The 24,447-nt window shown below is 49.3% G+C and carries 29 protein-coding genes and 1 pseudogene; 11 read left to right on the top strand and 19 right to left on the bottom strand.

Annotated features, from left to right (window positions below; genetic code table 11):
• Positions 1-18 precede the first annotated feature (18 nt).
• Together DU481_RS06080 and DU481_RS06075 are read left to right on the top strand one after the other, a co-directional pair.
• Positions 19-1,143 carry a lytic transglycosylase domain-containing protein gene (locus DU481_RS06080; RefSeq protein WP_350133338.1) on the top strand — a complete coding sequence of 375 codons (1,125 nt, stop codon included), beginning with the start codon at positions 19-21 and terminating at the stop codon, positions 1,141-1,143.
• Positions 1,144-1,278: 135 nt separating this feature from the next.
• Positions 1,279-1,938 (top strand): PIN domain-containing protein, encoded by a 660-nt coding sequence (locus DU481_RS06075; RefSeq protein ID WP_350133337.1) that lies wholly within the window; start codon positions 1,279-1,281, stop codon positions 1,936-1,938.
• 36 nt (positions 1,939-1,974) lie between these two features.
• Here DU481_RS06075 and DU481_RS06070 read toward each other — a convergent pair whose 3' ends face one another.
• The 3 genes and pseudogenes from DU481_RS06070 to DU481_RS06060 form a co-directional block, all read right to left on the bottom strand.
• Positions 1,975-3,339: an NAD-dependent succinate-semialdehyde dehydrogenase gene (locus DU481_RS06070; RefSeq protein WP_350133336.1), complete on the bottom strand. Its 1,365-nt coding sequence runs from the start codon at positions 3,337-3,339 to the stop codon at positions 1,975-1,977.
• A gap of 48 nt (positions 3,340-3,387) precedes the next feature.
• The gene (locus DU481_RS06065; protein ID WP_350133365.1) at positions 3,388-3,540 is read right to left on the bottom strand and encodes a DUF4113 domain-containing protein; all 153 of its coding nucleotides are present in this window, start codon (positions 3,538-3,540) and stop codon (positions 3,388-3,390) included.
• Positions 3,498-4,664: pseudogene (locus DU481_RS06060) on the bottom strand (Y-family DNA polymerase); the annotation flags it as partial. The pseudogene DU481_RS06060 and the gene DU481_RS06065, both read right to left, overlap by 43 nt.
• 264 nt (positions 4,665-4,928) lie before the next feature.
• Here DU481_RS06060 and DU481_RS06055 point away from each other — a divergent pair.
• Entirely contained in the window at positions 4,929-5,633 is a 705-nt protein-coding gene (locus DU481_RS06055) for a DUF1614 domain-containing protein (RefSeq protein WP_350133335.1), read from the top strand.
• 72 nt (positions 5,634-5,705) lie between these two features.
• On the opposite strand, the gene DU481_RS06050 is transcribed toward DU481_RS06055, so the two are convergent.
• Positions 5,706-6,386 (bottom strand): FxDxF family PEP-CTERM protein, encoded by a 681-nt coding sequence (locus DU481_RS06050; RefSeq protein ID WP_350133334.1) that lies wholly within the window; start codon positions 6,384-6,386, stop codon positions 5,706-5,708.
• Positions 6,387-6,623: 237 nt separating this feature from the next.
• Between DU481_RS06050 and DU481_RS06045 the strand changes: the two genes are divergently transcribed.
• From DU481_RS06045 to DU481_RS06030, 4 genes are all read left to right on the top strand, one after another.
• The gene (locus tag DU481_RS06045; RefSeq protein WP_350133333.1) at positions 6,624-8,390 is read left to right on the top strand and encodes an NADH-ubiquinone oxidoreductase-F iron-sulfur binding region domain-containing protein; all 1,767 of its coding nucleotides are present in this window, start codon (positions 6,624-6,626) and stop codon (positions 8,388-8,390) included.
• A complete protein-coding gene (locus DU481_RS06040; protein ID WP_350133332.1) occupies positions 8,390-9,121 on the top strand; it encodes a 2Fe-2S iron-sulfur cluster-binding protein in 732 nt (243 codons plus the stop codon). The genes DU481_RS06045 and DU481_RS06040 overlap by 1 nt, the downstream gene beginning before the upstream one ends.
• Positions 9,122-9,246: 125 nt before the next feature.
• Positions 9,247-10,524, top strand: a complete 1,278-nt coding sequence (locus tag DU481_RS06035) for an O-acetylhomoserine aminocarboxypropyltransferase/cysteine synthase family protein (protein ID WP_350133331.1) — start codon at positions 9,247-9,249, stop codon at positions 10,522-10,524.
• Between the two features lie 172 nt (positions 10,525-10,696).
• A complete protein-coding gene (locus DU481_RS06030; protein ID WP_350133330.1) occupies positions 10,697-11,452 on the top strand; it encodes a fused MFS/spermidine synthase in 756 nt (251 codons plus the stop codon).
• 166 nt (positions 11,453-11,618) lie between these two features.
• On the opposite strand, the gene DU481_RS06025 is transcribed toward DU481_RS06030, so the two are convergent.
• Positions 11,619-12,530, bottom strand: a complete 912-nt coding sequence (locus DU481_RS06025) for a hypothetical protein (RefSeq protein WP_350133329.1) — start codon at positions 12,528-12,530, stop codon at positions 11,619-11,621.
• A gap of 72 nt (positions 12,531-12,602) precedes the next feature.
• On the opposite strand from DU481_RS06025, the gene DU481_RS06020 reads away from it, so the two are divergent.
• Both DU481_RS06020 and DU481_RS06015 read left to right on the top strand, forming a co-directional pair.
• Complete coding sequence (locus DU481_RS06020) at positions 12,603-12,932, top strand: type II toxin-antitoxin system prevent-host-death family antitoxin (RefSeq protein ID WP_350133328.1); 330 nt, start codon at positions 12,603-12,605, stop codon at positions 12,930-12,932.
• A 399-nt stretch (positions 12,933-13,331) separates the two neighbouring features.
• On the top strand, positions 13,332-13,967 hold the full coding sequence (locus DU481_RS06015; RefSeq protein WP_350133327.1) for a PEP-CTERM sorting domain-containing protein: 636 nt from the start codon (positions 13,332-13,334) through the stop codon (positions 13,965-13,967).
• Positions 13,968-14,085: 118 nt separating this feature from the next.
• On the opposite strand, the gene DU481_RS06010 is transcribed toward DU481_RS06015, so the two are convergent.
• The 11 genes from DU481_RS06010 to DU481_RS05960 all read right to left on the bottom strand — a co-directional run bounded on the left by DU481_RS06010 (position 14,086) and on the right by DU481_RS05960 (position 20,028).
• Positions 14,086-14,532, bottom strand: a complete 447-nt coding sequence (locus tag DU481_RS06010) for a hypothetical protein (protein WP_350133326.1) — start codon at positions 14,530-14,532, stop codon at positions 14,086-14,088.
• A gap of 171 nt (positions 14,533-14,703) precedes the next feature.
• Positions 14,704-14,862 carry a helix-turn-helix domain-containing protein gene (locus tag DU481_RS06005; RefSeq protein ID WP_350133325.1) on the bottom strand — a complete coding sequence of 53 codons (159 nt, stop codon included), beginning with the start codon at positions 14,860-14,862 and terminating at the stop codon, positions 14,704-14,706.
• A 164-nt stretch (positions 14,863-15,026) separates the two neighbouring features.
• Positions 15,027-15,851 (bottom strand): OmpA family protein, encoded by an 825-nt coding sequence (locus DU481_RS06000; protein WP_350133324.1) that lies wholly within the window; start codon positions 15,849-15,851, stop codon positions 15,027-15,029.
• 18 nt (positions 15,852-15,869) lie between these two features.
• Positions 15,870-16,265 carry a DUF4398 domain-containing protein gene (locus DU481_RS05995; RefSeq protein WP_350133323.1) on the bottom strand — a complete coding sequence of 132 codons (396 nt, stop codon included), beginning with the start codon at positions 16,263-16,265 and terminating at the stop codon, positions 15,870-15,872.
• A 428-nt stretch (positions 16,266-16,693) separates the two neighbouring features.
• The gene (locus DU481_RS05990; protein WP_350133322.1) at positions 16,694-16,918 is read right to left on the bottom strand and encodes a YMGG-like glycine zipper-containing protein; all 225 of its coding nucleotides are present in this window, start codon (positions 16,916-16,918) and stop codon (positions 16,694-16,696) included.
• A gap of 61 nt (positions 16,919-16,979) precedes the next feature.
• A complete protein-coding gene (locus DU481_RS05985; protein ID WP_350133321.1) occupies positions 16,980-17,255 on the bottom strand; it encodes a sll1863 family stress response protein in 276 nt (91 codons plus the stop codon).
• A 119-nt stretch (positions 17,256-17,374) separates the two neighbouring features.
• The gene (locus tag DU481_RS05980; RefSeq protein ID WP_350133320.1) at positions 17,375-17,650 is read right to left on the bottom strand and encodes a sll1863 family stress response protein; all 276 of its coding nucleotides are present in this window, start codon (positions 17,648-17,650) and stop codon (positions 17,375-17,377) included.
• Positions 17,651-17,733: 83 nt separating this feature from the next.
• A complete protein-coding gene (locus tag DU481_RS05975) occupies positions 17,734-17,949 on the bottom strand; it encodes a hypothetical protein (RefSeq protein WP_350133319.1) in 216 nt (71 codons plus the stop codon).
• Between the two features lie 178 nt (positions 17,950-18,127).
• Positions 18,128-18,268 (bottom strand): lmo0937 family membrane protein, encoded by a 141-nt coding sequence (locus tag DU481_RS05970; RefSeq protein WP_350133318.1) that lies wholly within the window; start codon positions 18,266-18,268, stop codon positions 18,128-18,130.
• Between the two features lie 129 nt (positions 18,269-18,397).
• Positions 18,398-19,537: a DUF1207 domain-containing protein gene (locus tag DU481_RS05965; protein ID WP_350133317.1), complete on the bottom strand. Its 1,140-nt coding sequence runs from the start codon at positions 19,535-19,537 to the stop codon at positions 18,398-18,400.
• Positions 19,537-20,028 (bottom strand): BON domain-containing protein, encoded by a 492-nt coding sequence (locus DU481_RS05960; protein WP_350133316.1) that lies wholly within the window; start codon positions 20,026-20,028, stop codon positions 19,537-19,539. Before DU481_RS05960 ends, DU481_RS05965 begins: the two co-directional genes overlap by 1 nt.
• Positions 20,029-20,422: 394 nt before the next feature.
• Here DU481_RS05960 and DU481_RS05955 point away from each other — a divergent pair, with 394 nt between their 5' ends.
• Entirely contained in the window at positions 20,423-20,737 is a 315-nt protein-coding gene (locus DU481_RS05955; protein ID WP_350133315.1) for a BON domain-containing protein, read from the top strand.
• A 59-nt stretch (positions 20,738-20,796) separates the two neighbouring features.
• Positions 20,797-21,843, top strand: a complete 1,047-nt coding sequence (locus tag DU481_RS05950) for a catalase family protein (protein WP_350133314.1) — start codon at positions 20,797-20,799, stop codon at positions 21,841-21,843.
• Between the two features lie 106 nt (positions 21,844-21,949).
• Here the strand turns inward: DU481_RS05950 and DU481_RS05945 are convergent, their stop codons facing one another.
• From DU481_RS05945 to DU481_RS05935, 3 genes are all read right to left on the bottom strand, one after another.
• On the bottom strand, positions 21,950-22,261 hold the full coding sequence (locus tag DU481_RS05945; protein ID WP_350133313.1) for a septal ring lytic transglycosylase RlpA family protein: 312 nt from the start codon (positions 22,259-22,261) through the stop codon (positions 21,950-21,952).
• A 324-nt stretch (positions 22,262-22,585) separates the two neighbouring features.
• The gene (locus DU481_RS05940; protein ID WP_350133312.1) at positions 22,586-23,293 is read right to left on the bottom strand and encodes a Crp/Fnr family transcriptional regulator; all 708 of its coding nucleotides are present in this window, start codon (positions 23,291-23,293) and stop codon (positions 22,586-22,588) included.
• 375 nt (positions 23,294-23,668) lie between these two features.
• On the bottom strand, positions 23,669-24,379 hold the full coding sequence (locus DU481_RS05935) for a Crp/Fnr family transcriptional regulator (RefSeq protein ID WP_350133311.1): 711 nt from the start codon (positions 24,377-24,379) through the stop codon (positions 23,669-23,671).
• Positions 24,380-24,447 lie beyond the last annotated feature (68 nt).

The following is a 24,447-nucleotide window of genomic DNA, read 5'->3' as shown; positions in this document are numbered from 1 at the left end:
GGGTGGAAGAATTCCGCGATGGATAAAACAACCAACACCCGCAACCCCGAATCCGGCAATCTAAAGCCAAAGCTGCGGCGCAGACGCACCACGAGCACTCGCAGCCGGAGTGTAGCCAGCAATGACGACAGGAGATCAAGGAAGCGCCCTAAAAGTAACCAACCTGGCAAATTCCAGCAGACATTACTACTGACCGGTATCGAAATCCTCGGTTTAAGCAGCGCCGCAGTGTGCGCCATCATCCTGCTGCTCGGTTACTCCGCGGGCCAATTCTCGGGCACCAGTTTTTTCGGTCATTTGCTGCCGTTCACCGCTGGTGTGCTGGTGTTGATATTGGCCGCCAGTGTTTTTCTGCTCGGCTGGTGGAAACTGCGGCAATGGCTGCGGCGCTATTCGGAATTTTTCATGCCGGTATTGTCCTTGTCGCTCGCCCTGCTGACCGGCTGGCTCGTTACACACGATCAATTTTCGCTGGCTTACGGTAATTTCCGCACTTTGGTCGGTGGCAAGGAAGAAGCGGGACGAGTGACGATTTCGCATCAGGTTTACGCGGCTTATCGCCGTCACGATTCCGCGCAATTGCAAAAAATGGTTAACCGCTCGCAAGAATACCGGCAAGCGATCGAAGACGCAGCCCGGTCTTTCGCTATCGACGCACATCTGCTGCACGGTATCGCCGCTACCGAATCATCTTTTATTCCGCGCGATAGCCACGATGGGGGACGCGGCTTATTTCAGATCACCCGCGTTCCAGAAGCCGTCATTGCGCAAGCACGGCGGCGGCTCAATGTAGAAAAAATTGTGCTGGACAATCCCCGCCACAACGCCTTTGTCGCCGCCGCCACGTTTAAACACTACTTGGCGGAAATGAAAGACGATCTCTTTCTGGGCTTGCTGGCCTACAACATCGGCCCGGCGAACGGCGGTTTACGTTTTATCATGCAGCAATACGGCGCGACCGATTTCACTACGATACAACCGTATCTGCAAACGCTGCCGCGCGACTACCCGATCCGGGTGCTCGCCTACTCGCTGGCGTTCCGCCTGTGGCAGCAGGAAGGCCGCTTACTCGCATACGAAGAAGGCAACAACGCCATCCGCATCCAGCGCATCGGCATACCGGGATTGCATGCCGGTTTGTGATCCTCCGGCACCGCTCGCTATTTCTCAGTTGCGATTCAAAAAACTCTCATCGAAATAAAGAATAAAACGAGGTTGCCGCTTAATAGGCCTTGCTTCAAGACAATTTCCCATCGGAATTTCTATCAGGCGGCTCTTTTGAAAACAAATTATATTTTGATCGACTATGAGAATGTTCAAGCGAAGTCACTCGCATTGCTAAAAGGCAAGCAATTTCAGGTGCGAATTTTTTTAGGCCCTGGTAATACAAAACTTCCCGTTGAGCTTGTTCTGGCGATGCATGAACTGGGAGAACGCGCAGATTACGTCATTCTTGAAACACCCGGAGCCAATGCGCTTGATTTCCATATTGCTTACTACCTTGGCGTTTTAGCAGCAAACGACTCTACCGGTTGTTTTCACATTATTTCAAAAGATACCGGCTTTGATCCGTTGATCAAACATATGAAGGCAAGAAAAATTTCTGTTACACGATCAATTTCTATAGAGCAAATACCTTGCCTTATCCCACCGCCAATAAATGGCAAAAGTGCGAAGGATAATGCGGCTGCAGCCGATCAAAGCAATTCATCAGCCAAAATATCAATTGATGAATCAATTAAAATTATCGTGAAAAATCTCATTAAACAAAAAGCATCCAAGCCAGGCACACCAAAAACTTTAATAAGTACTATTCATGCAAAATGCGGCAAAGATACTTTAACTGCTGATATAGAAGCTGTATATAAAGGTTTAATATCGCGTGGCTATATCAAAGTCGATGGCGCAAAAATAACTTATCATTTACCTGCCGTGTAGGTCTGACAAAGCTACCCAGTCCCCATTTCCTTCCTGCTACTTAATCCAAATCGTTTTGATATTCACGAATTCGCGGATGCCGTGGTACGACAGTTCGCGGCCGTAACCGGATTCTTTCACGCCGCCGAACGGCAGACGCGGGTCGCTTTTGACGATGCCGTTGACGAACGTGCAACCGGCATGAATTTGCCGCGCCAGCGCTTCGCCGCGTGCGGAGTCGCGCGTCCATACGCTGCCGCCCAGGCCGAAATGCGTCCGATTGGCTAAGCGAATTGCTTCTGCGTCATTATTGACCCGCACGATCGCTGCCACCGGACCGAACAGTTCTTCGTCAAACGCCGCCATGCCGGGTTGCACGTGATCCAGAATTGTTGGCGCGTAATATGCGCCCTGCGCGCCGATGAAAGCACCGCCGGTAACCCGCTGCGCCCCCGCCGCGATGCTCCGTTCCACCTGCGCGTGCAGATCGGCACGCAAGTCCTCGCGCGCCATCGGCGCAATCCCGGTGGCGTCGTCTTTCGGGTCGCCGCTTTGCAATTGACTGATCAATGTTTTCAATTGTCCGACAAATGAATCGGCAATTGCATCGCTGAGAATGAAACGCTTCGCGGCGATGCAGCTTTGTCCCATGTTTTGCAGCCGCGCCGTCAGCGCTTGTTTGGCTGTCGATGCAATGTCCGCATCGTCCAGCACGATGAACGGATCCGATCCGCCCAGTTCGAGCACGCATTTTTTCAGATGCTGCCCGGCGATTGCCGCGACACTGCGCCCCGCCGCGCTGCTACCGGTCAGCGTCACGGCGGCAATGCGCCGGTCGGCGATCACCGTCTCCACCTGTGCGGCGTTGATCATCAACGTGCGGAAGGTGTTGGCGGGAAATCCGGCCTGCCGGAATGCCTCTTCCAACGCCAATGCACAGCGCGGCACATTCGAAGCATGCTTCAACACCACCGTGTTGCCCGCCATCAGCGCCGGTGCAGCGGCGCGGATCAATTGCCAGAATGGAAAATTCCACGGCATGATGCACAACAGGGTACCCAAAGGCTGATAAACCACCAGGCTGCGGCTCGCATCGGAAGCGATCACTTCATCGCGCAAATACGCTTGCGCGTGGTCTGCATAATATTCGCAGCCAAGCGCGCATTTTTCCACCTCCGCACGCGCTTCTTTGAGCAATTTGCCCATTTCTTCGGTGATCAGACGGGTATATTCTTCGCTGCGCCGGCGGAATATCTGCGCGAGATTACGCATGAACCCGGCGCGCTGTTCAAAACCGAGCGCCGCCCAGCCGGTTTGCGCGATTTCCACTTGATTCAATACCGCATCGATTTCATCGGCTTGCCAGGTTGAAAAGGATTGCAGGGTTTGGCCTGTGGCCGGGTTGATCGATAGCATCGGCATAGCGGTCGTTCTCCTGTTAGTCATTTACTGCCAGCGCATCTGCGCTATTCACTTGGTCACGCAAATCAGCTCGTTCCAGTTCGTTGTGTATCTGGGACTGCGGTTTCCTTGTTTCATTTTCCACGGCGGAAGCCTTCGGACGCGAGCTTCAGCGTGCTGCCGCCCATTTTGGCATTGATTTGATCCATAACCGCCATTAATTGGCCGGATTTATTTTCTGCCGCTGCCAAACCAAACAGGTCGGATTGCCGGTTACCGGCGGAAACCAGTTCGAACAACATCACCCGCGCTTTCTGATAACGATAGCCACCGCGATAAATTTTACGCAACCCCCATAACGCGGCTTTGGTCAACCGCACGGTATCATCGGTTGGCACGGGAAGCGGAATAGACAGGCCATTGGCATAATACCGCTCTTCTTCGTTGAACGGACTGGTGCGGATCGCAATGTAAATCGCCCCGGCACACAGTTGCTGGCGGCGCAATTTTTCCGTTGCGCGGCGAACATACAACGAAACCGCTTCTTCCAGACTGGCCAGATCCGAAACGGCAACGCCAAACGAACGCGAGCTGACAATTTGCTTTCTCGGTGGCGCGATTTCTTCCAGCTCGATACAAGGCACACCATTGAGCTCACGGATAACTTTCTCCATCACGACGGAAAAACGCGAACGCATCCCGGCTGGGGAAGCTCGCTTCAGATCAAGCACGGTTCTGATGCCACTATCATACAGCTTGGGAAAAAGCCGCCAGCCGATACCCCAAACTTCACCCGCGGCAACCCGGTTGAACCAGTCATTTTGCTGATCGGACGGCATGCTGTTCAGGTCGCATACACCGTCTAATTGCGGGTATTTTTTGGCGATGTGATTGGCCAATTTGGCCAGCGTCTTGGTCGATCCGATACCAACGCAAACTGGCAGACCGGCCCACTGTTTCACGCAGCGGCGGATACGCTGACCGTAGGATGTCAGATCTTGTGTTCCGAATCCGGATAAATCGAGAAAGCATTCGTCAATCGAATAAATTTCCTGCTGCGGGCTGAACATGGCCAAAATGCTCATCACGCGGTTACTCATGTCGGCGTACAACGCATAATTGGAGGATTGCGCGATAATGCCGTGTTTTCTTGCCAAGTTCTTTAACTCAAACCACGGCTGCCCCATCTTCACGCCCAGCGCTTTCACTTCGTTGCTTCTCGCCACCGCGCAGCCGTCGTTGTTGGATAGCACCACAACCGGCTTGCCTTCCAGTCGCGGATTGAACACCCGCTCGCAACTCACGTAGAAGTTATTGCAATCGATCAAGGCGATCGCGCGCGTCATTTGCGTTCACGCATAGAACCGGTCACCATGTTCCATGCCTCGAATGATTGTGTGAAGATTGTGACGGCGAATTCCCCTGCCCGCATTTTCCATCGTGATGAGTTGTGCCTTTATGATATCGGAACGATATTCAAACATGGACGGAAAAGCATGTCAAATGGCCATTCCTAACTCCGGACAGCACTTATATCCGCAGAATCTTCAACCAGAATCCGAATCCCTCGAATCCATTTCCCGCTCAAATGAAAAAATCTTGAATAAAATATGATGACCCAACGATATTTCCCGTACGATACCCCGATGAAAAATTATTTCTCCCCGTTGCATCTACTGCTTTTCATTTTCCTGCTTGGCGTCATGATGGTGCTGTTTCAGGTGGAATTGCTGTCATTTGCCTTTGTAAAGTTGGGGCTGCCGCCGGAATCGGGTCTGATGATACTATTGCTTTCGTTGCTCGGTAGTGCCATCAACTTGCCGGTGGCACGGATCAAAAGCGATGTGCCGGTACAGGAACTCACTCCGCCTACTTACTGGGGATTACTCAGGATGCCGCCGCAACCATTTCATAATGAAACACAAATTTTGATCAATCTCGGCGGCTGCCTTATACCGGCAACGCTCTCGCTGTATTTGTTTTCCCACAGCACACTCAGCCTATCCTCCACGCTGCTGGGAATCGCAATTATCAGTGCGATCAGTTATTACTTCAGCCGCCCGATTCAGGGGCTCGGCATCGGCATGCCAATATTGGTAGCGCCCATCAGCGCCGCGTTGACCGGTTTGATCATCAGCCCGGAGCAAAGCGCCGCGCTCGCGTACATCAGCGGCACACTGGGCGTATTGATCGGCGCCGATCTGCTACACATGAAAGACATCTCCCGGCTCGGCACGCCGTATGCATCGATCGGCGGCGCGGGTACGTTTGATGGGATTTTTATCACCGGCATTGTGGCCGCATTGCTGGCTTAAAAGATTAAACGCTCACAAAAAACCCCGCCGAAGCGGGGTCAGTTGCGGTCTTACTTAGAATTCAGCTGCTGATTACTGTTTTCTGCGGCGTGCGGCAAATCCTATTAAACCCAGACCAGCCAGCAACATTGCGTAGGTTTCTGGTTCCGGAATGGCCGCGATGGCATCGATTTCGCCTTCACCGGGAGAAAATGGACCGCCTACCAGACGATCACCCGATACGACTGCAAAGTAATTATAGGAACCGGTGAAAGACCATTGTGACGTCCAGTCATCGGCATTTTTCAATGTGCTGCTGTCATCCACACCTCGCGCCCATACGCTGGTGATATGCCCTTCTTCAAGCAATGCGCCAGAAGAGTCAGAACCGTAAATACGGAATTCAAAAGGCTCCCAGAATTCACCGGTGTTGTCAGCATTCCAGCCGTGATCGATAGCCGGAATCGCCAATACGGAACTCAATGCAGCAGGACTATAGACCAGAATAGCCGGATCGTACTGCAACCAATGGTGATCGGCCGAACTCATCGCAGCAGCAGCCGTGAAGCCATCGCTACCGTAAGTCGATCCGTCCGCCCAGCCGGTTGCACCATTACCGCCGCTAACATAGCTCAGGTAGCTGGTTGGTGTTACCGTGCCGCTGTTCACCGTCGCGGTATCGGTCAGTGTTGCGCCACCAATCGTGGTTGTAGCAAATGCCGTAGAAATGGATACCGACAGCACTGCCGCAGTCAAAAGAATCTGTTTAAACATAAAGCCCCCTATTTATAAATTAATGCCCTTTTTATCCTCGCGCCAATCAACTTTAAAGTTGCATGTTTTAGTTAGCGCTTCTTACTTATTTCTATCATTAATAACCTTTTTCATTTAAGAAAAGGCTGTTTATTGTAATACGGATTACGTTTCTTTTTTATAAAAATAAGCAATATTTCATAGAACTAACCCTAACCATCTCTGCATTCCGGTCTTAACCCCGGTATACTTTTGCCCATGGATATTTCACGCCCGCACAATCCCGCTGCACCGCACCCGCATATACTGCATCGACTGTATGCGGTACAGCAGCAATTCCGGCATATTTCACCGCACGCCATGCAACGAACCGCTGCCGAATTCAATATACCGCTCAGCCAGGTGGCTGCGGTGGTGGCGTTTTATTCGTTTTTCTCCACGCAACCGCGCGGCCGTTTCGATATTTTATTCAGTAATTGCACCAGTTGCGGCTACCTGTCCGGAGATCAAGACTTGATGCGGATGCTGTGCCAACTCTCACAAGTCAAACCGGGCAAAACACGCGCAGATGGATTAATCAGTATCGGCGAAACCTCGTGCATCGGCATGTGCGATCAGGGCGCATCGCTGTTGATCAATGGACTGCCGGTCACCGCTTTGAATGCGGATAAACTGGCACAGATTGCGCAGCGGATCACAACGGAATCCCCGCTCACCGATTGGCCAATGGAATGGTTTGCCGTACATGACAAGATATATCAACGCGATCTGCTGCTAATGGAACCACACGCTCCCGGCAGCGCGCTGCAAACCGCACTGGCACAAGGCACTGATCAAACACTGGCAGTCATCCAGCAATCCAGCTTACGTGGCCGTGGCGGCGCCGGGTTCGATACCGGCAAAAAATGGCAATTGTGCCGTGAAGCACCCGGCGATGCGCATTATGTCGTTTGCAACGCCGACGAGGGCGAACCCGGCACATTCAAAGACCGGTTGCTGTTACGTGACCATGCCGATGCGATGATTGAAGGCATGACACTGTGCGCGTTAGTCATTGGCGCAAAACAAGGATTTATCTATTTACGCGGCGAATACCGCTATTTATTACCGCATCTGCACGCCGTACTCGATCAGCGCCGCAGCCAAGGATTATTGGGGCAGCATATTCTCGGATATGAAAATTTTGAATTTGACATCGACGTCGTCGTTGGCGCCGGTGCCTATATTTGCGGCGAGGAGTCTGCACTGATCGAATCGCTCGAAGGCAAGCCTGGCATTCCGCGCATCCGTCCGCCATTTCCGGTTACGCATGGTTATTTGGGCCAGCCAACCGTGGTCAATAACGTCGAAACGTTCATCGCGGCAGCGCATATCGCCGCACGCGGCAGCGCTTGGTTTAATTCCATCGGCACGGAGCAATCGCGCGGCACCAAAATCCTCAGTATCAGCGGCGATTGCGAGAAGCCCGGCATTTACGAATATCCGTTTGGCGTGAGCATTGATGAGGTTCTCGATGATTGCGGCGCACGGGATGTGCAAGCGGTGCAAATCGGCGGCCCTGCCGGAAAATTGCTCAGTCCAGTAGAATTTAATCGTACCATCGGTTTTGAGGATGTTTCCACCGGCGGATCGTTTCTGGTATTCAATCAGCAGCGCGATTTACTCGCGATCCACCGCAATTTTGCACATTTCTTCGCGCACGAAAGCTGCGGTTTCTGCACGCCCTGCCGCGTCGGTACGCAGTTATTGAAAAACAATCTGGATAAAATCGCCGAGGGTCGCGGCACTGCACACGATATCGAGGAGCTCAAACAGCTCAGCCATCTGATTCAGCACCAATCGCACTGCGGCTTAGGGCATACCGCCGCCCATCATGTACTGGATGGTTTACAGCATTTCCCGCACACTTTTTCCGTCCCGTTAAAACCCCATTTCACCGCGCGATTCGATCTCGATCAGGCACTGGAAAGCGCCCGGCAGGCAACACATCGTGACGATGCCGCTGCGCATCTGGATAACGGATAATGTCAGACAATCCAAACACAATCCGCATCGATGGCCAGGAAATCCCATTCACGGCGGGACAAACCATCATGGACGCCGCACTCACGGCAGGAATTTACATTCCACATCTGTGCCACTACCCCGGCCTGCCGCCGAGCGGCAATTGCCGCTTGTGCGTGGTGGAAACCGGTAACCGCAGTGTCGCCGCGTGCATCACACCAGCCGTAACGGGACAGGAAATCCGCAATAACACGCCGGAATTGAACGAAGCGCGCAAAGCCATCACACAAATGCTGTTCGTCGAAGGCAACCATATCTGCCCGTCGTGCGAAAAAACCGGCAACTGCAAATTGCAAGCGATGGCTTATCATCTGGGCATGCTGGACGATCACTTCCCGCAGTTCTATCAACGCCGCGAGCTCGATGCATCGCACCCAGAAATTCTACTCGACCGCAGCCGCTGCATTCTGTGCGATTTGTGCGTGCGCGCCAGCCGCGACGTGGATCAAAAAAATGTCTTCGCCATCGCCGGGCGCGGCACAGATGCACACCTGATCGTTAATACACCCAGCGGAAAGCTGGCGGATAGCACGATGGCAGTCACCGATCTGGCGGCAAATATCTGCCCGGTGGGCGCGATTCTGATCAAGGAAATAGGCTACGAAGTGCCAATCGGGCAGCGCATTTACGACCGGCAAACCATCCGCGAAACCGGTTTGCAGGAACATGTCGAACGGAAAAATGACGATTGAGCGTGCAACCGGATGATTGAAAACAGCGCCCTACCCTGCCAGCGCTTGCAGCGCACCTACGATGAAATGCGGCAAACCTGCTAAACTCCGCGCTAGATCTTGAGGTTCATGCACAGGAGAATGGTATGAAAGACGAAACAATCGCTATCCACGCCGGTTATCAAACCGACCCCACCACCAAATCGGTGGCGGTTCCTATTTATCAGACCGTTGCCTATGAATTCGATAATGCCCAGCATGGCGCGGATTTATTCAATCTCGCCGTGCCGGGCAACATTTATACGCGCATCATGAATCCGACCAACGATGTGCTGGAACAGCGGGTGGCGGCGCTCGAAGGCGGAGTCGCGGCCTTGACGCTCAGCTCAGGCCAGGCGGCGATTCATTATGCGGTGATCAATATCGCCGAAATGGGCAATAACATCGTCAGCGTGCCACTGCTGTATGGCGGAACTTATACGCTGTTCGCACACATGCTACCGAAATTGGGAATCGAAGTACGTTTCGCCAAGGATGACCATCCGGCGAGTCTCGAACCACTGATCGACCAAAAAACTTCGGCGGTATTCTGCGAATCGCTGGGTAATCCGGCAGGAAATATTCCGGACATGGAAGCCATTTGCGCGATGGCACACCGGCACGGCGTTCCGGTTATCGTCGATAACACTGTGCCCACGCCGGTCTTGATGAAACCTTTCCAATCCGGCGCAGATATCGTGGTACATTCGTTGACCAAATACATGGGCGGACATGGCACATCGGTTGGCGGTATCATCGTCGACTCCGGCCGGTTTCCTTGGTCGGATCACGCGGAACGGTTTCCGATGCTCAACAACCCCGAACCAGCCTATCACGGCGTCGTCTATACGCAGGAATTCGGCCCCGCCGCCTATGTCGGTCGCGTGCGCACCGTCGCGCTACGCAATACCGGCTCGGCCATGTCACCGATGAATGCCTTTTTCTTTTTACAGGGTATCGAAACCTTGTCGCTGCGTATGGAGCGGCACACCGAGAACGCACTGAAAGTCGCACAATACCTTGAGCAACATCCCGCCGTGGCATGGGTGAAATATGCAGGCCTGCCGTCATCGGAATACTATCAATTGGCGCAAAAATATATGCAGGGACGCCCATCGGCATTGATGACATTCGGCATTAAAGGCGGATTTGAAGCCGGTGTGAAATTTTACGATGCGCTCAAACTGTTCAAGCGGCTGGTGAACATCGGCGACGCCAAATCCTTGGCCGCGCACCCGGCATCGACAACCCACCGGCAATTGACCGGTCCCGAACTCGCCGCGGCGGGCGTAACGCAAGACATGATCCGTTTATGCATCGGCATTGAAAATATCGACGATATTTTGGCGGACTTGGAACAAGCGCTCGCGGCCAGCCGGATTTAAGGAAGCGCTGAAAACTACTGCGTTCAGTCATGCTGTATTGGAATCAGACTCAAAATGCTCATTTACATCTTGTAAACTGCGCTTTTTCACCTGATTTCACCTTGCCTGACCGTCGCTCGCTACCTTTTTCAGAGTTTTCTTAAGTAATCAGCTATCGGATACCAAAAATATAATGAATTTTCCCATCGATATCCGCGAAGAAGCGGGAGTGCGCACTTTGCATTTCGGTTCCGATTGGATACAGGGCGCGATGCGCATCGCACGTCCCTGGCGCTTGGAGCTCGACTACACCCGGGAAATGATGGTCAGCCTGCTGCTGCGGAACGATGCGCGTTTTCCGCGCAAAGTGCTGCTGATCGGTCTCGGTGCGGCGTCGCTGACCAAATTTCTGTATCGCTACTACCCATCGGCAAAACTGACCGTGGTTGAAATCGAACCGCGCGTGGTGGCAGCCGCAAGGCAATTCTTCAAACTGCCGGAAGACCCGCTACGCCTCAATATCATGATCGCGGACGGCGCACAATATATCGCCGGGAACGACAAGACTTACGACCTGATTCTGGTGGATAGTTACGACGCCGATGCACGCCCCGGCGAACTCGACATGCTGCCGTTCTACCAAATGTGCCGGGCGCGCTTGAACCATAACGGCGTCCTCGCAGTAAATCTGCTAGGCCGCAGCCGCGGCCACCAAGCCAGTGTGGAGCGTATCAAAACAGCATTCAACGAACGCGCACTGGCTCTCCCGGCCTGCGACAGCGGCAACGTTATCGCACTGGCCACAACTGGAGAAAAAGTCGAGATTCCGTTGCACAAACTCAAGGAACAGGCGCTCGAATTGAAAGAAAAAACCAGCCTCAACCTGTCACCGGCACTGATGCGTTTGGAACAAGCCAAATCTTGTTTGGGTGGGATGCTTACGATTTAAGGAAAGTGGAATTACAAGCTCGTCTTAATCTACGAACCGTTCTAATTGTTTCTGATCTGACATCTTCTGCTTCCCGCTTAAATGCTCTGCGAAAAGATTCCCAGATCAATCCATAGCTCTCGATGCTGGGCTTTCTTCGGCAGCCCGGCCTACCGTGCTTCACACATTACTGTGCTAATTTTTCAGAAAGATCATAAATCTTATCCTTAATCGTTTTCCATATCTCCGATGGGGGCGAAACTTGTGTTTGTATTTTGATTTGATTAATTTTATTTATAGCGTCCGTATACGTATCTGCCAGTTGATCTTCCAGATCATCCCCCATTTGAGTTGCTTGTTCTTTAGCATCCCCATACTTTTGATTTATCAGATCCTTGGCATTCATATGTGATAATTCTATTTGGACTTTGGCATTATCATATGCTTCTTGCCAATTTTCCTTTACCTCAGCCAGAACCTGCTCTGTTGTAGGCACTTCTATGCCACATATCTGATCCTGATCTTCAAGAGCATGCCCAAACGCACTATTTAATTGGTTAATGTCCTTCATGTTCTGGCAGAGATCATGAATATCCCACACAGTCACTCCAACTATTATTGATGTACCCAATACCGGAATTGCTTCACCTGGGAGCGATACAATATGACGTCTTGCACTCATAACCGATCGAGTGGCAATACGCTTTGATACTTTCTGAGCAGTTTTTATCTTTCTATCAGATTCCTTTTTAAGCTTGGCATGCTTCTCCACCAACTCTGTGTTATTTCTGGCCAATCGCGTGTTTTTATCGACCAATTCTTTTGTTTTAACAGCCACATCGTCATTTCTTTTTACCGTTGGGCTCTGCCCAAGAATTTTCGTTAATGCCGTATCAGTCAATGCATATCCTAAGAAAGATTTTAATGTATTAAAGGCAGCGGTATGCAAGCTGTCGCTGACGAGTGTCGCAATGTTGGCTGATATAAGTCCCAAAAACGATAATAGTAAGAACACATTTTTTATTCTCTTCCGCAACGATGCGCTTTCTAATTTCGGTTTCTGTTCTTGTTCTCGTATTTGTTCAACAATCGCATCCACGGCACATTTCCTTTTTCTGATCGTTATCAATTATCTGTAGCGGCACTAGTCTACATCATGCGAAACACCAATATGCCAATCATCAGCATCCATGAAGCCAAGACCCGCTTATCCCGGCTTATCGAAAAAGCTGCTGCGGATGAAGAAATTATCATTGCGAAAGCTGGGAGACCTATTGCTAAGTGGACGCTGCATAAGCCCGAGGGGCCAATGACCGGTTTCATCGCACTGCCTATTTCCTCCGAGCACGTTGCGGGTGTTGCATATCTACCGATGATCCACTCCGATCCGTTTGATCGCCTGCTGATTAGTCAGGCGCTCGCAATGCCAGCCCGTTTCGTAAACGTCGGCGCCACATTGGCGGATTGTTCTAAATTAGTCGGTTGGATAGGAAAATCATAATATCCACGCGATGAAAGTTTTACGGCGGTGCCAGAATGGCGTGATTATGCGCAGATTTAGTAACTCTTGATTCGCGATCTCTTATTGAGAAAGCTGAGAGATTCACTCCCGCTCGATGCAGAGCTTTTCTCGGCGGCACAGCCTACCATGCTTGCGGAAAAAGTAGCATAATCCGTGAGTGGGTTAGTCAAGCGCACCATCATTAACCCAAAACTAGTGCAAAAATACTAAAAAAACAGTATGGATTTTCCATTACGACCGTCCATGCTTCAGTATATATTTCTGTAATGCACTAGTATTGAAATAAAAATCTAGTTTCTAATGTGCTATTCAAGCAGATGACCTTAGTAACCAGATTTTGATTGAAGGAATATTTTTTACATACAAGGAAAAATAATAATGAATCTTAGAAAAATGAAAAATTCCTCGCCGTTGAGATTGTTTTCATCGATCGGTGTTTTTATTCGCCGCAGCGTCATTGGTGCCGCCGCGATGCTGACTGTTGGCAGCGCTCAAGCATTGGATTTCCAGCTTGTTTCGCATATTGGCGACAACTATAGCTACACGCTAACCTATGGACCAAATGACAATATGTGGTATGTTGAAAATGGTAACGTGCACGCAACGATCCAGCTATCGGGGTTGTTTGGGGTCACCAGTGTTTTCGGGCCGCTCGATAACGACTTTCCGTCCGGTTCTCTTCACGATGGGCAGTTAAAATGGACAGGCAGTGTATTGTTTGGCGGCTCGGTCGTGCGCTTTACGATGCCCGAAGAAGACGTTGGTACCGGTAACTTCGGGTCAGACATGCATGTTATTGGTTTCACACTCGTTGCACCTCACACATCCGAAATCGATAAGATCGTTCTGGATACCAACGGTTTCTATAGCGGCCACACGCTGGCTGACCGGGACGTGCATATGCTCATTTCCGGCCCTGGTGTACCAGCGGTACCTGAGCCTTCTGGCTATGCAATGATGATCGCTGGAATATTGGGTATTGGCCTGATGCTTCGGCGGCGGCGCTTGTGTTAATCGGCACGCCTTATCTTTCTCAAACTGGCATGCAACCTTCGGCATAATCTCTGAGCGCGATTTCCGTTCCTAAGGTATCGACCCGTCGGATAAGACTTTGGGTTGCTATGTGAAATGCTTAAGAACAAATACCACCGGACCTTCCCGGTGGTATTTGTTCACTAACTCCGGCTCGGAAAATACCCTGTATAGGCTTCCAGTGGTTTTTCTGTTCGATGTCGCACCAGATGGCATTTTCAGCGAATCGTTTGGCTGCATTGAGTAGTTCTTCATGATCAGCGCATAGATTCAGATCTTCAATGCGTAGCTGGTTATGAATATCGATTAATACATGGTTTGTTTGTTCGGAACTGGAACGCTCAGCCGTTTTGACATAGTAAGCTGGCAAATCTCCGGCAATCGGGGAAAGCTCGGTGAAAATATGCTGCCGGATGCGGCGGCAATTTTCTGTGCCGTAAGCTGGCTGGGGTTTATCGGGAAGAATATCGGCATACAATTCCCTGGAAAAATCATCGATGGCCACAAACAGGTACTCGCGAGGTTCATTGGCGGATTGCCCTTTCAAGAAGGGAAGTCGCTTGGTATCGAAGTGAACAAGCTCACCTGGGTAAGATTTGTTATAGCGTTTCGCTTCACGTTTGAGACGTTCCTGGATGGTTTGCTCGACCTTGTCCAGACGTTTAAGGTCGTACTGTAACGTCTTGAACCGTTGGTTGGTACTATTATGCGGGACAAATTACTGTAGCCTGGCTCGTTTCAATACGTCATAAATTGTTGGGCGGCTGACGTGGAAGTGCTCTGCCAACTGAACTACCTTCCACAACCGGGTTTGATATAGCCGCCAGATTTCCTGACGATCCAATAATGTTAAGCGAGTGCGTTTGTGTATGTTCATCTACAGTATTCTCCTGAATACTGTAAACAACGCTAGAAATTCTTACAATTAACATTATTAATCTCTCTGCCAGTCTAGAGCCTTCATAATTGCTACAGCTAATTTGCTTAGAACCGGCAATGAAGCCTATGCAATATCCTTTTACATTCCTGTGGATATTGCTTTCAGCGCGAGGTGATGTTGCCATTGTCATCGGAAAGAACGATTTCCACGCGCCGGTTCAATTGACGGCTATCTGCGGAATCGTTGCTGGCAACCGGATAAGCCTTACCATAACCACGAGAAACGATACGATCGCCGCTGATCCCGCTATCGATCAAAGCCACCCGCACAGCATTAGCGCGCCGTTCGGAGAGCTCCTGATTGTAGCTGTCGCTGCCAATGCTGTCGGTATGGCCTTCGATCAGCACTTTGCGCTGGGAATATTGCCTGAGAAAATTGGCCAGCTTCTGCACGGTGCGCATTCCGCCCGGTTCCAGTTGAGACTGATTGGTACGAAACAATACATCACCTAATGTGATGACCAGACCGCGTTCCGTTTTTATGGCATTGAGTTCTTTGAGCTGCATTTCCTGTTCGGCAATAAGCGCCTGATCGAATGCCACCTGCCGTTTGGATTCGTCCGCCTCGGCTGTTCTCGCATCCAGGAGGATTTTGTCACGCTTTCCTCCGGCGCTAGTGACGGCTAATTCAGCCACTTTTCCCCTGGCGGTTTCCTGTGCGATTGCGACTTGTTGATTGGCCATATAGACCAGATGATTGACTGCGATATCGTTTTCCCTATTGTTTAAAGCAGCATCCGCTTTTTCCAGAAAGCTGCTGGCTTCTTTCAATTCAAGTGCTGCCATATTGGTGATTTGGGGATTGGTTTGTGCATTGTTGTAATTGCGATGCGCTTCAGTCAGCGATGCATTCTGCGGTACCGAGCTGCAACCGGAAACAGCAGCGGCAGCTATCAGAATCATAGAGAAATACCAGTTTCTTTTCATGATAAATTCCTTTCAGGATTATTGGGTTTGACGATCTATTTCTTTGCGCAGCACGCGGCTACCTTCCTGCAAAGCATCGGCTGCTTTCTGAGCCTTGGATGAACGCGCCATCGTTCCAGCCAGCTTGGCGTCAATCTGAGCCTGCTCTGCCAGTTGACGTGCCAGCTCATAGTTCCTGTCCGTCATCGCGCGCTCGGCCGCATCCATTTTTTCCATCGCAGACTTGAGCTGTACCGGTGCAAATTCATTGCTGCCAGCACTCAGGGCATTATTCACCGCGGCTTTTGAAACCGCCATTTGTTCAGTCGGTGCCGGAATGCTTGCGCAACCTGCCATAAAGATGGCGGAGATTACTGCCACACCGGCTGTGAGCATCATTTGATGCGATTTTATGTAATAAGAGTTCTTCATCATCCTTTATCCATTGAATTAAATTTCGAACACAATTGTTGCAATGAATATTTATCACCCTTGTAACAATTGACTATTGATTGATAACCGAATCCAGATGAACCTAGCTTGAAAATCAACCGGCTCTAAGATCATCGGAAACCATTAGTTGCTCTTTCTAAACAGAGGGCAGTTCGCTAGCGCACATAAGTACAAAGGCGAGGAAAGGGAGGTGACAAAGCGAATCAATCAGTGATCAATGGGCGCCATTGCGAATACAAAACCCCGCTCAAGGAGCATGGTTTCGATGCGATACGTTCCGAAAATTAAATCGTTTTAACCGGAAACATTTTATTAATCCCTCGAATTCGTTCATAAAACGATTCAAGGACGATTTTCATTTTTTTATCGACACACTGTTCTTTCTTTACGCTCGCACCTTTACATGGCTACTACTTTCTGTTCTTCTTATCGCCGATCTCATGACCTACAACACCCCCGACCGCCGCACCGCCGACCGTTCCGAGCGCACTGCCTCCGGTAAGGGCGGCGCCTCCGACAGCCCCGACGCCCGCACCGATCGCGGTGTTTCTATCCTGTGCTGACATTCCCGCGCAGCCCATTAAACCGGCTATCACTGCTAAAGTCACCGTATTGACTGTAATTGTTCGCATCATTTTCATTGCAGCACCTTGTCGTCGAATATCGAGATATAGGGAATTCCTATATCCATAAAACTTATTTGTTACCTTTGACAGCGGCACTAAGTGTGTTCCAAGCATTCTCCACACCGCTCTTCATATGTTCCCAGGCTTCCTCGCTCGCTTCGCTCAGCTCTTTCAGCTTAGTCTTCGTGGCGCCAATCTTCTGTTCCAGTTCTTCAATTTGATTTTCATATTCGATACGAACATCGGCTGCGGAATTCTTCGTCTCAGCTTTCAATTCTGCCAATTTAGCCTGTGCCAGCTCCACTTCGGCTTCTATCTTTTGTTTGTATGCTTCTTTCGTGCTCATAATATTTCTCCAATGTGAGTAGATCCGGTGTTGTCCTCGGGTTTATGCCGAGTTCGGCCTAAAATAGCCCTATAAAACAAAAGCTATCGAGATATAGGGAATTCCTATATCCATAAAACTTACTTATTACCTTTGACAGCGGCACTGAGTGTGTTCCAAGCATTCTCCACACCGCTCTTCATATGCTCCCAGGCTTCCTCGCTCGCTTCGCTCAGCTCTTTTAGCTTAGTCTTCGTGGCGCCAATCTTCTGTTCCAGATCTTCAATTTGATTTTCATATTTGATACGAACATCGGCTGCGGAATTCTTCGTCTCAGCTTTCAATTCTGCCAATTTAGCCTGTGCCAGTTCCACTTCGGCTTCTATCTTTTGTTTGTATGCTTCTTTCGTGCTCATAATATTTCTCCAATGTGAGTAAATCCGGTGTTGTTCTCGGGTTTATGCCGAGTTCGGCCTAAAATAGCCCTATAAAACAAAAGCTAATTAGTAGCATCTTTGATTGTTTCTTTTATTTCTTTGCCTGCGCCTTTGACTTTATCACTGACATCTTCGACAGCATCTCGCACTTTCTCGCCAGGACGCTGATCCAGAATATCATCGACGTTATCCTTGATTGCTGAGGAATCTGCTTTATTTTGATCACAAGCAGATAACATTATGAGTGCAGCAATGATGAGGGAATAGCATGGTTTCATTTGTATTGCTCCATTTTAAGTTTTGCTAAGTTTTATACTGACTTGGCATTTTCTGTTGCACGTTCTTAACTTTCTAAGACTTTTACAGTTTAATGACAATGTTAGATACCATCTGTACGGTGCCGCACACAATGAGAAAGAAACCTGATTCCAGCGTTTGAAGTTTATCCGGCAACGGCTAACGGCCTTGAATGACGCGAAGCAGGATGACTATCAGCGCAATTACTAAAAGAATGTGAATAAGCCCCCCCAGTGTGTACGAAGAAACCAAACCCAGTAACCACAAGATGACCAAGATGAGCGCGATCGTTTCAAGCATTTTTACTTCTCCTTAGTAGGTCACTATTTGATGTTATTTTTACGGTAAATCATGAGGATGATGCGCTACCGCCCCGGCAAATTGCAGCACAACGCTCAGGAAAACCCAGACTCACTGCGCCATTCTGCGCTAGAAGTGATAATGGGCTCCGACTCCGATATATTCCACTTTGTTTTTAAAGAACTGCCCGCTCGAAGAGTGTCCGTCAAAGTACTCGACAAGTAACTGAAGTTTCCTGCCAAGCACTTGTAAATTTTCAAACTCAACCCCTGCTCTGGCTGATATATCCGTACCCCAGTTATTTTCTTGAAAGTTCTTGAAGTCAGCCGCCAGGATTGGCCGCACGGGCGCGGATGCGATGCGCCATGGACTTCGAAACTCAACGCCATATTGCGCCATCCATACTTTGAGTGCTGCAGGCTCTTTATGAAACAGCCCGCCCCCGCCGCCATACAAACGCACGCCGTAAGGAAATTCATAAGACAACCTTAGATCCACACCTTCATAGCTGAGATTCACGCGCTCAAATGCAGAGCCCGCTTTGCGCAGTAGAAATTCGTCTCCCAGATGCGAGCTTTGATGATAAATGCGGCCAAAAGCTGAGAATTGTTTTGCGCGGATACTGGAATATACCGATGCAATAAAATCGGAATTCACCAAATCCGAAGATGGTGCATTCAGATTGAAGTCACTGAAGACGCCACCTTGCAGTCCGACTTCCCACTGCGCAACAGATTGCCCCACATTCCTGCGGTAAATCGGTATCGTTTCACCGAAGCTCACGGAAGCGATATTTCTGCCATCAAAATTATCGTTCTGGAAATTGCGGTAAGCAGCCGAGAAATGCGCCCAGCGGGGATCCGCTAATAACGGCTTGAATAGATGGCCAGCCGGTAAGAGTCCGGTGGGTAACAGTGCAGGATTGGCGGCTACGGCCACCGGTTTCTCGGAAAATTGCTTGACCGGCTGCGAAGACGCATTAGCTATCGGTGGCTGGTGCGTCACTTCCGCAATCCTGACCGCATTAACGCCAGGAATCTCCGACAACAACCGCACCACGTTTGCTCGATCAACATTGCCTAAACTATCCACAGGCAAAGTTATGGTGCCATCCTGCACGGTCAATGATGGAATATCCAGCATCAATGTATGCTTTAACACGCCGGCGGCATAACCGGCAATGTAAGCATCATCCGGTATTGCAGCATGCACTGCCTGCGCTGCTAACAGCATGATTGCCAATGCTGCGGCAGATCGCAGATAAACCATTATTCTTTACTCGATGCATTCGCATCCAGAAGCAGATCACTCTGTACCGATCTCACATGTTCCTGGTTTGTTGCCACTTCGATCGCCTTGTCGATACTTTGCTGGGAATCAAGTGTACCGCTCAGGTAAACGACGCCATTCTCGGTCGTCACTTTAATTTGAAATGCCTTGAGCAAAGAATCACTAAGAATGGCTTTTTTTACATGCATCGTAATCACTGAATCGTCGATGTATTGATCGGTCGTTTCAGATTTATCGCTGATCGACTTTTTTGCATCATCGAGTTTCTTTTCTGCTTGCTCTGTTGTTTTCTCAATTTTCTTTTCAGCATTTTCAATCGAACGATCCAGTTTTTTCCCTGCTGTCTCAGCAGGTCCTTCCTTTTGGCAACTTGCCAAGCCAGTAACAATGGCTAAACCAGCGATCGTAAGACCAAGGGCTTTTTTTGCTTTTGCTACTGTATTTTGTTCGTTTTCAATTTTCATTTTCATCGTTCTTCCTTAAATTTTTCTTTAAATCAGCAACACGTGACATTCATATTCAGAAAAGTATCATAGAGATGAGCATCCCTTCATTCGGATGGAACGCTATGCACTATGAAGCCTACTTTCTGATTCAAAGATTAAGCGGAAGATTGAAGATGGTCTGTGCGGTATCGTACGTAATGCTTTTAATAATTCTCTGCGATTGCTTTTTCTTGCCCGGTACCTTCTTAACCAGCCCCTCATGCACAGAATCGATTCACTGCATAACTATGTACGTTAACGTACAGACCGTGATGGGTTTTGCGGTTAACTTGCTAGCCAGTGCCGCAGTTCTTCTCCATCGCATTATGTGATTGAGACATCGGTTATAAAACCTTAACAAGTAATAGGAGATTGAATCATGAAACACTTTATCAAATTATTGTTTGCCTCATTTTTGGCTTTAACCTTGCTGACAGTTACAGGATGCGCATCAACCAAAACTCAAGAGGGAACGGGTGAATACCTCGATGACAGCGTGATTACCACTAAGGTAAAAGCAGCCATACTGAATGAACCCACATTAAGCTCCGCTGAGATCAACGTCGAAACTTTCAAAGGCATCGTTCAACTGAGCGGTTTCGTCAGATCCACCGCCAGTATTAATAAAGCAATCGAAGTAGCACGCAGTGTCGGTGGCGTTAAATCGGTCAAAAACAGTCTGCAACTCAAATAAACAGAAAATTTTCTCACGCGCAAGAATGGCTTCTGTGCGCATCCCGGAGGGGCATTGAAATGTTGAGTAAAGGAATTTCGTTGTTGGCGCTGATCACTTCCTTGCCAACGAGCGCTTTTAGTAATGAGCGCGTACCTGCGGATGAAGCGTCAGCTATTCAGGAGATTACGCGAATGGTGGAGGAAAACATTCGAGCCGGAACCAAGCAGGGTTCGGCTCATCGCGATGTGCACTTCAAGGCGCATGGTTGTGTGAAAGCGGAATTTCGTGTGCTCCCGCTACCTGCCTCAATGCAAATCGGGATCTTCGCGGAAGCGCGCAATTACCCTGCCTGGATCCGTTACTCCAATGGCTCCGGAAAAGTGCAAAATGACTCCATTGGCGATGGCCGTGGAATGGCCATCAAGCTTATGGGTGTTGAGCCCAGCCAATCCGGCACACAAGATTTTTTGATGGTCAATCATCCGGTATTTTTTGTCAGAAATGCGGCAGAATATGTTGAATTTCAAAAAGCTGTTTCGCAGGATACGCTTAATAAATTCTTTTTCCCGGGTTTCAATCCGCTGAATTTCCGTCTGCATGAACTTGCGACTGCTATCGCGATCCAGAGCAAGAAGGTTGACAACCCGCTGGATATTCAATATTGGAGCGCAACGCCTTATCGTTTTGGCGATAATACCGCCATGAAGTTTTCCGTTCGTCCTTGCGGTAAACCCAGCCGGTCTTTATCTGCCGAAACCACAGCGCCCGATTTCCTGCGTGAAAATATGCAAAAGCATCTTGCTAGCAATGATGCGTGTTTCTATTTTATGGTTCAGCTCGGTACACATCCTGTCGCGATGCCGGTCGAAGATCCCACCATTGCATGGAGTGAAAAAGATTCCCCTTTTGTTCCTGTAGCGAAAATAACTATTCCAGCGCAAACATTCACAGCACCCGAGCAGCTGAAATTCTGCGAGGATCTTTCCTTCACGCCGTGGCACGCTATCCTTGATCATCAACCACTGGGAGGTATCAATCGCGTCCGCAAGGCCGTTTACGAAACATCCTCACGTGTCCGTCATGAACTAAACGATATCGAACGCCATGAACCGAAGGGCTTCTAATCGTTACAAATCGTTTGCAAATCAGTAGGTGTTTAACGTTTGTCTTGGCGCAGTAAATGGCAATATCCGCTTGATTGATCAACTCACTGCAGTATCGGTGCATGGCTTATGGTGTTGCTTCGCCCGTGCGCTTGGTCTCAATCCTGACGTGAGCAGTACCATCCTTATGCATATCCAGTTTCTTAGCAGCTGCCTTAGAAACATCAATGACACGATCATTGCCGTAGGGGCCGCGGTCGTTAATTCTGACTTCCACTGTTTTATCATTATCGAGGTTGGTCACTTGGGCTTTGGTACCCATCGGCAAACTCGGATGGGCTGCCGTCATCTTGGTTTGATCGAAAATATCGCCATTAGCGGTTTCCTTACCTTGAAATCCAGGTCCATACCAGGATGCCTCGCCAATCTCAGTGCGCACTGAGCGATTGGCACCTGCCCTTTTCTCTTGCTGGGTCAGTTTGTTTTTTTCATTCCCATACTCTAAATTACAACCCGAAATCATAGCGGAGCAAAAAAATAATGCGATTGGCAAAGTCCTCAAGAACTGTGCACGGCAGAATATGATCTGTTTCATCAATCCTCCTGTATTATCAAGGCATAAATGCGCTAAAAAGCTGCAATCGGTAGAACAATGGAATATCGATTGCATATTTCTTACCAGTCCATCGTTGGATTATTTTTCTCTTATTCCCGATATAAATCTGTACGTTCCCGCACATATTATCGTGCGCGGGATCTATTCCTAGCCTAAAATTCTTTCGTACAGTGCTTTTTCCGTGCGATAGCACTCGCAGGAAGCCGCTTCCAGTCCAGCACGGTCGAGAATCTTAATATTCCCTCGTTTGTAACTGATCAATGCTTTATTTTGTAGAGAATTCGCTGCATTAGTGATGCCGACACGCCGCACACCCAACATATAAGCCAGGAATACGTGTGTGACATGAAATTGATCCGATTGCGCCCGATCCTGTGTCATCAATAGCCAGCGCGCAAGCCGAGCTTCCACCACATGGAAACGGTTACATCCGGCCGTTTGAGCAATCTGGCTCATTACAACATACAGGTAGCGTTTTAATTCCCGCTTAAACGCAGCATTTGTCTCAAGTTCATGTAGAAATAAGGGGGCCGATAAGCGCAATGCCTGACCCGCTCCCTGAACCACTGCATTATATGAGGCGACATTAATTGACAAGATGAGAGGAAGACCGAACATGCCTTCATAACCGACCAATCCTACTTCCAGATTGTGATTGCTATCAATCGGCGTGACCAGGGAAACAATGCTCGTGGTTGGGAAATAAACATGCGATATGGGTTCGCCAGAGCAATACAGAGTGTCTGCAAAAGCAAGTTCAGTTTCTACACAACGCGCAAGTAACTGTTCTGAATCATCGCTAGGTAAGGCAGCTAACAGATGATTAGTGCCGGTAACGACTGGAGCAAGTGACATCAGCATTCTCAAAGTATAAAAATAAACCGGTTGATCAGTGAGATATCAGTATCCATATCTCTGAGGAATAAAGCAAAAGGTATTTGGCCCGACACGTTAAAAGGGGCAAGTTACATAAGAAAATTTTGACTGTCTGTGCGGTAGTGTACGTACCTGCATTTAGCCTGACACACCACGAAGCACAGCCGATTAATCTACAAAGCCAATGTTTTGCAGCGAGAAACACAAGCCCGATGATTAATCGTTGAATGCCCCGGTATTTCTGGGAATTCTCAGTGTTGAATCAAACCCAAGTGACCAGCTCTTTCCGCTGGCGTACGCTTGTGATCGATTGATTGAGTGAAAAAATAGATGATCAGTGTCGTCAGACAAAGATCAGGGATGAAGTATACGATCGGATTCCTTCTTAACCACCTGATAGCATTCACAGACTCGTTCTTCCAATCCTTTCCGGTCCAGCACGATGATATGGCCGCGGTTGTATTGAATCAGACCTGCCTGTTGCAATTTTCCGGCCGCTTCAGTGACGCCTTCACGTCGTACGCCTAACATATTGGCAATTAATTCCTGCGTCATGGCCAATTCATTCGAAGAAAGACGATCGAGGCTTAGCAGCAGCCAACGGCAGAGCTGTTGATCGACTGAATGATGCCGGTTGCAAACTGCGGTTTGGGTCATTTGGGTGATTAGTGCTTGTGTGTAGTTCAGCAACTTATAAAGCAGTGTGCCATGACGGTTAAATTCTTGCATAAATAGCTGCTGCCGTATCCGGTAGCAATATCCCGCGCTCTGCACTACGGCACGGTTCGGCATGGTTTGCCCGCCCATGAAGAGCGCAATACCGACAACCCCCTCAAAACCAACCACGGCAATTTCCGCTGAGGCGCCATTTTCCAGCACATACAACAGCGATATGATGCAATCCATGGGAAAATAAACGTACAGGAGTTTTTCTCCTGATTCGTAAATCACATCGCCCAAGGGCATCTCGACAAGTTCAAGATGAGGAAAAATGCGCTGGTATTCTGTTTCCGGTAACGCAGTCAGGAGGTGGTTCTTTTTAGGGCTGCAGTGCGTATCTTTCACGTAAACCCTCCAATTGGTATCAACAATATAGAAAAAACTATATGCCTTGGGCTTTATAACATATTCCT

The sequence above is a fragment of the Nitrosomonas sp. genome, assembly GCF_040240425.1.
Classification (GTDB): Bacteria; Pseudomonadota; Gammaproteobacteria; order Burkholderiales; family Nitrosomonadaceae; genus Nitrosomonas.
This window is presented reverse-complemented; position numbering and strand designations above follow the sequence as displayed.